The organism is Shewanella sp. MSW (assembly GCF_007636515.1).
GTDB classification, from domain to species: domain Bacteria; phylum Pseudomonadota; class Gammaproteobacteria; order Enterobacterales; family Shewanellaceae; genus Shewanella; species Shewanella indica.
The window spans coordinates 1-5,977 of sequence record NZ_LVDR01000032.1; the positions used below are offsets into that span (position 1 = coordinate 1).

Genomic DNA, 5,977 nt, shown 5'->3' on the forward strand with positions numbered 1-5,977 from the left:
TATTTTAAGTACCCGGAATACGTGCGTAAGGCTATCTACACCACGAACGCGGTTGAGGCCGTACATCGTCAGTTTCGTAAACTGACGAAAACCAAGGGTGGTTTTGCCAACGAGAACAGTTTACTCAAACTGCTCTACGCCGGTATATTGAAGGCTCAGGAGCGGTGGTCACACCCGATTCAAAACTGGAATTTAACGCTATCTCAGCTGTCCATCCATTTTGAAGGACGACTGGATGCTCACATCGATCTGTGATTTTTAACGTGACACAGAATTTTGAACACCCTCAACTAATTACCTAAAACTAAATCATAATGGTTTACTTCATAGTGTATCGTATTCCCACCGGATAAAAATACACCGTATACTCCTTTCTCCCTGAATCATCTATAAATGGCAGATTAATAGTGAAGTATCCATCATCCCCGACAAAATTGATATTCATAGCAACTAATTCACCACAGAGTATATCAGGGTCTACCCTTAGCATTCCGACTTTGACCAGTCTTAAGCCTGTCTCTCGATAGGGCAACTCGATACGCTCCCCTTGATAAAAATCAGAGAAAGCCTCTTCGGAATCAGAATATCTACAAACTAATACCCCTTCCTTCCCTTTCTCCAAACTTGGGTAACGTTTCTTCTCTAGGAATCGAAGGGGAGTCTTTCTGCCGGTTCGATACTGGTCCAACACCATATTTTGTACATCCAGAGAAACCCCTGCTTTTCGTGATGTTATAAAAATCTCTATGTTAATATCATCCAGATAGTCAATACCCGTTTTCTTTCGTGGATGATTATATATACCAGGGATCATGAACTTAACTTGCACACCATTATCAAAACTAAGTACCGGGCTGGTGATCGGAGAGTCGTAGCCGGTATCTATTGGCCCTAAGTACTCCTCCGTATCAACCCTGTTCAGGCCATAAGCGGTATGAGTATCATAGACATAATAGGCACATCCTTGTAACCAATATCCCATAAGAAAACACATAGTCAGAAATATATTTCGCATTATGGCCCTCATTCCTGATTAGTCAAATAATAACGGTGATTCTCTAGCCCAAGGAATAATATTGATCGACTATGCAAGGAAGAATAGAAAATTTTTAAATCTGTCACCATTTAGTTCGATGAAGTCCACTTAATCAGCTTTTTATGGAAATAAACAACCTTACTATTCAATGGCAAAAGAGACTCCGAGAAGTCGAGGGCAAAATCAGCATCCTTGATCTTTTCAGGCAGCTTGAAATACAAGTTGTAACAGTTGTCTGAAAAACGGCTGCTTTTCAGCAAACTCTCCTTCTTATTCCCAACATCTATACTCCTCCCCCCCCCATCCATCAATAGAGTTATCAAATCCACAAAACAGAGTATCACTTCTATTATATTTCATAACTTTATGTGGTTTAACATACATATCGCCACCATCAAACTTCATGATTAAAGCTATCCCCTCCCCCATTAACTCCAAACCGTTTTTTAAGGGGGTTACTCCCAATGCAAGAATAATCTCATCACTATCAAACTTACTATTTGGCCAACGTTCCAGCTCAATACCCAGCATTGCTAGCCCCCTGTATTGAGTTTCGTAATTTGTCAGCGACAACGAAATGTTGACATCAGAAAATTCAACAATATCATCAAGGCTTTTATTATATGTATACACCTTTTTATCAGGAACAGAATCCCACGGCTTAATTGAAGGAACACTTGCGACTTCCAGAGTAGTGGTTGTACAGCCACAAACCAACAGAGTAAGTGATAACCAAAACTGCTTCATTAGTTTCATTAGTTAATCCTTTATCATATATCTTATAAAGATATGGCTGTCCTGTTTTCAGTCGTGCGAAACATCAAAAAGATATGGCTGTCCTGTTTTCAGGCCAAGCCATAACATATATTTTACTTAACAGTAAGGCCTACTCCTATTGCTGCAATACTGCCAACCAGCTTTTCTAATGTCTCATTTTTCAAGTCGAACACATATAAATCAATACGTTCTTGCATGAAAGCATCTGACCAAGGAACTAATGACACGGTCAACGTTTGAAGTGTAATAAATCTGCCATCATCACTTTTAGCTTTAAATAAAAAACTTCCAGTAAAGGCCAGCTTTTTAGTTTTTAAAACCTTCCCATCAGAGAGACGCAACCAATACAACGTACGACCATCAACAGCTAACACTTTGTTCTCACCCAAATAGATAACATCTGTATAATCTTTTAATGAAAATTTACTAAAAGACAAATCACTCCCATTAACAAGATATAATTCTCCTTTGCGAAGATAGAAACTGATAATTTTTTCAGGATAGACGTACACATGAGGTGACCGCATAACCACATTCATTTCACTGATTCGCTCAACTTCTCTACCATTTTTAATGAAAACAATTTCCCCAAAATTTTTCACTACGGAAAAATACATATATGAGTCTTGAGAAAAGAAGACAGTACCTCGCCGCTCAGGGAAATACTCAACTGAAGCATTATTAAGATTAAGTATGTACTCACCGGCGTTCAAAATACCATTGGAAACTGAAAGCTTTTCACCATAAACCCGCATAACAGGGCTATTACCAGCATTTACATGGTATTCTTTCACGGTAGAACGGCTCTTGATATCAATAATACTAATTAGACCAGTCCCATTACCTTTATTAAACTCCAAGGTCCGAGAAATTATGACCTGTGTTGGTATGGCTGAAACCATGAAGCTTACCCCCAATAATAAAAATGATAATAGACTATTCCTTAGAACCATATGTCACCTCAATTTGCCGCCTTACACTATCAGCATAAGTTTGACAGTTGTTCACCGACGGTCCTCCAAGAACATAACTACTCCAATTACCAGAGACGTTATTTAGCAAAGAGACAGCATCAACACCTCCGGGTAAGATGTAGTAATCGGTAAAGGCGTAAGATCTATATCCAAATTCGGTGAATCTAATCGTTTCCTCAGTAAATAATCCACCACTTGAAAAACCACGATTATAAACAAGAACTCCATTTTGAATTGCAAAGGCATGTTCATGGACTACCTCATGATTTAGAAAGTCTGTAACCGGCCCTTCCACACCTAGAAAGAAATCTTTAAGGCCACGCTTCCCAAAAATAATCACAGTTTTGCCCTCCACTCCCAGGCTGTCAACCATATCTATGGCGACAACGATTGTTGCGCAGCAAGGTCGATTTTGAGCACCAAATGGTAGTGATTACTCATGACCGCATAAGCGCAAACGTCGATGCAGAATATTGACGACAACTGCCTGATTTTTGTCCACTATCCAGCCACGTCTATGCTCGTAACTGCGCCCAGACAGTACATCTTCACCACACAAAAATGCCCTTCTCACGCAACGGTTAATCACGTGGTAAAAGGGCGTACTTTCAGCATCTATCAACTGACGACGGGCTGTGGTCATAACCAACCTCGACTGAGCTTTGATGGGTATTTCAAAGCCTAGTCAAGGCTGTGCAAAACATCAAAAAGATATGGCTGTCCTGTTTTCCCCAACAAAGTTTAAAGACGCTGTATCAATAGACGGAGGCTAACTGCCGCGATATTAAGGTTAGGTATCCTCATTTTTATTCCTTTCCGTTTTATTCGCCATTAAGGTTAAGAATCTTCATTTTTCAATGGCAGTCAAAAACTTTCTCACCTTGGTAGAATACTTTTCCAGACTCAAAAAAATACATGCGCTCCTTAGCTACTCCACAAGTATCAACATTGATAACACCATTACCCACACCCGGTTTATCAATAAAATATTCCGATACATTAGGATTGCGAAGCCGATAAATATTGAACCCATTATCTAAAACACCGCTACAAGATAAAATACCTTTATAATCATCTTTTCTACCTCCAAATGAACCTGTATCTCCATGCGAGAAAAATACATCTACAAATCCATTACCATCAACATAAACCACATATACACGATCAACCTCTTCTATATCTTTCCCATCACCACTTTTTGCATATGCATTTAAGCAAGAGAAAATCAATGGCGTAAAAAAATCTGAAGTTGATTTCCTTTCAATTACCACACAAGCAAATTGATTTAAAAGAACAACAATTAGTAACATGAAGCGCATGACTATAACACCTTATTGGGTAGAGTGCCGTATGGGCTATGAAAACAAGTTGCCGAAGTACAACTACCAATCAAAGTTTTTCCATCTATTTGAGTTCCCAAATACAATGTCACCCTCTTGTTTTCTTGCCTATTCAACCAACCAATGTCCCCCTTACCATCATTGGCAGCATTAAATTGATTAGAAAACTCGAAAAATGAGTTTGGATGAGTATGGTATCCATCAATACCATTCACAATATTAACTGATGTTGCAGAACCCACTATTGGATAGCTAAAGCGATACCCAAGACGGTCATGATAAATACTCCCACCAATTTCCACACCATACTCATCAGATATTGGCGAAACTAGACTTAGAATATATTTTGCAGCATCATCTGGATAATCAAAATACTTAGCCGTACTAATTCTTCCATTAGCCTTTAATTTTGCGATAGCATTCTCCGCCCCAATCCTATCAGATTTGTTTGTATTTTGTTCAGATCTACTAGTGGCAATACTACTAAAGTTATGTACCAATGCAGCAAAAGCGGCTGACGCAGCACCATTCGCAAATTTACCTCCACTTAACTGAGAAGCAGTTCCTCCAATAACCACGGATGCCAATGTTTGCCCCATAAACCCTGAAACACCTAATATTCCAACGCCTTGAGCTCCAAGAATCCCTACTCCAGCAGCAATAAATCCATGACCAAACTCACCACCTTGAACAACATTGAAAATACCACCAGCCACACTTCTAACAACAAAGCCTTCAACACCACTCATTCCACTAGTTGCCAAGCTTGAAGCAGCGTAAGATATTGCCCCAGCCTTAAAGGCCGAACTTAAACTCCCCGTAGCAACAAATGAAGCATCAAAGGCAAAGTGCGCTGACGCTAGCTGTCCAAAAAATGGAATATAATTCAACCCAATTTGAATAGCCGAACCAAGTCCTTCCACTTTCGCAATCTGTCGATGAATAAAGGTCACCCCTCCAATATCCATTAAAGCCTTATAGAGGCGTTTAAAGAAAAAGCCACTAGGGTCAATATAGCTCATGGGATTATTTTTTACATAGCCATAGCGATTATAGCTTTGTGTATCGGTTGGCGCTTGGATATGCGGATCGGCCTGCAAGAAACGTCCTATGGTGGGGTCATAGATACGCCCATTCATATGGATAAGATTCAGGTTATCTATACCTTCATGCCCGGTATAACCTTTGGATGCCGCGGGCGCGATATAATCATTCAACAGTGAATGGCTATAGGCGGCGGTTTGTTTACCCCAAGGGTCATAGGTAAACTGCTGCACCACATTACCGGACTTATTGGTAATCGTCGTGGTTGAGCCTTGATGATCTTTGTGCAGATAAAACTCGTCAACAGTGTTATTACTACGCTTGGTTATCACCAAATTGCCGACATACAATTTTTGCTCGGTGAGTGCCGGTTTGTTGCCGCCACTACGGGTGACTTTCTCATACCCCCCGACATATAAGGTGGTGAGATAGCTTGTCACTCCCGCTTCAACTTTAACGTCGTAACGCTCGAAGCGTTGCCGGTTGGCATCATACTTAAAGCGGGTCGATTCCCCACCTTGAGTAATGTTGGTGACCAAATCGTAAGAACTATAAGTGAAACGGCGACTGCCATCCTGGGTGATATTGCCATTCTTATCATAAACCATCACATAGCTGGCTTGACGGGCACGACTACACTGAGCGCCATTTTGCGTCCACCCCGTTGGACAGCTGTAGGTTATGGGGGCAGTGAGTGTTCGATTACAAGCGCTCCCTGAAACAGACCAGCCAGCGGGACAAGAATAAACAGGCGTCTTTGTTGCCGCTTGTGATAGCGTCCGCGTGCAGTTAGTGCCGCTTAATGT

The 5,977-nt window shown here is 40.7% G+C and carries 7 protein-coding genes and 1 pseudogene; 1 reads left to right on the plus strand and 7 read right to left on the minus strand.

The window, feature by feature from the left end:
• Positions 1-255: transposase (locus tag AYI96_RS20095; RefSeq protein WP_144362214.1), on the plus strand; the 255-nt coding region annotated here is incomplete at its 5' end.
• A gap of 64 nt (positions 256-319) precedes the next feature.
• On the opposite strand, the gene AYI96_RS20100 is transcribed toward AYI96_RS20095, so the two are convergent.
• The 7 genes and pseudogenes from AYI96_RS20100 to AYI96_RS20130 form a co-directional block, all read right to left on the minus strand.
• Positions 320-982 carry a hypothetical protein gene (locus AYI96_RS20100; protein ID WP_144362215.1) on the minus strand — a complete coding sequence of 221 codons (663 nt, stop codon included), beginning with the start codon at positions 980-982 and terminating at the stop codon, positions 320-322.
• A gap of 324 nt (positions 983-1,306) precedes the next feature.
• Complete coding sequence (locus AYI96_RS20105) at positions 1,307-1,792, minus strand: hypothetical protein (protein WP_144362216.1); 486 nt, start codon at positions 1,790-1,792, stop codon at positions 1,307-1,309.
• 113 nt (positions 1,793-1,905) lie between these two features.
• A complete protein-coding gene (locus AYI96_RS20110) occupies positions 1,906-2,715 on the minus strand; it encodes a hypothetical protein (protein ID WP_144362217.1) in 810 nt (269 codons plus the stop codon).
• Between the two features lie 34 nt (positions 2,716-2,749).
• The gene (locus AYI96_RS20115) at positions 2,750-3,160 is read right to left on the minus strand and encodes a hypothetical protein (RefSeq protein ID WP_144362218.1); all 411 of its coding nucleotides are present in this window, start codon (positions 3,158-3,160) and stop codon (positions 2,750-2,752) included.
• 8 nt (positions 3,161-3,168) lie between these two features.
• Positions 3,169-3,430: pseudogene (locus AYI96_RS20120) on the minus strand (alpha-amylase family glycosyl hydrolase); the annotation flags it as partial.
• Between the two features lie 211 nt (positions 3,431-3,641).
• The gene (locus tag AYI96_RS20125; protein ID WP_144362219.1) at positions 3,642-4,106 is read right to left on the minus strand and encodes a hypothetical protein; all 465 of its coding nucleotides are present in this window, start codon (positions 4,104-4,106) and stop codon (positions 3,642-3,644) included.
• A gap of 2 nt (positions 4,107-4,108) precedes the next feature.
• Positions 4,109-5,977, minus strand: a 1,869-nt coding sequence (locus AYI96_RS20130) for an RHS repeat domain-containing protein (protein ID WP_222116217.1), incomplete at its 5' end; no start/stop codon positions are given.

Bases quoted from the DNA above. Each gene is read 5' to 3' on its own strand.
- AYI96_RS20125 (WP_144362219.1), bottom strand. From the start codon at position 4,106: ATGCGCTTCATGTTACTAATTGTTGTTCTTTTAAATCAATTTGCTTGT.
- AYI96_RS20100 (WP_144362215.1), bottom strand. From the start codon at position 982: ATGGGATATTGGTTACAAGGATGTGCCTATTATGTCTATGATACTCAT.
- AYI96_RS20115 (WP_144362218.1), bottom strand. From the start codon at position 3,160: ATGGTTGACAGCCTGGGAGTGGAGGGCAAAACTGTGATTATTTTTGGG.
- AYI96_RS20105 (WP_144362216.1), bottom strand. From the start codon at position 1,792: ATGAAACTAATGAAGCAGTTTTGGTTATCACTTACTCTGTTGGTTTGT.
- AYI96_RS20110 (WP_144362217.1), bottom strand. From the start codon at position 2,715: ATGGTTTCAGCCATACCAACACAGGTCATAATTTCTCGGACCTTGGAG.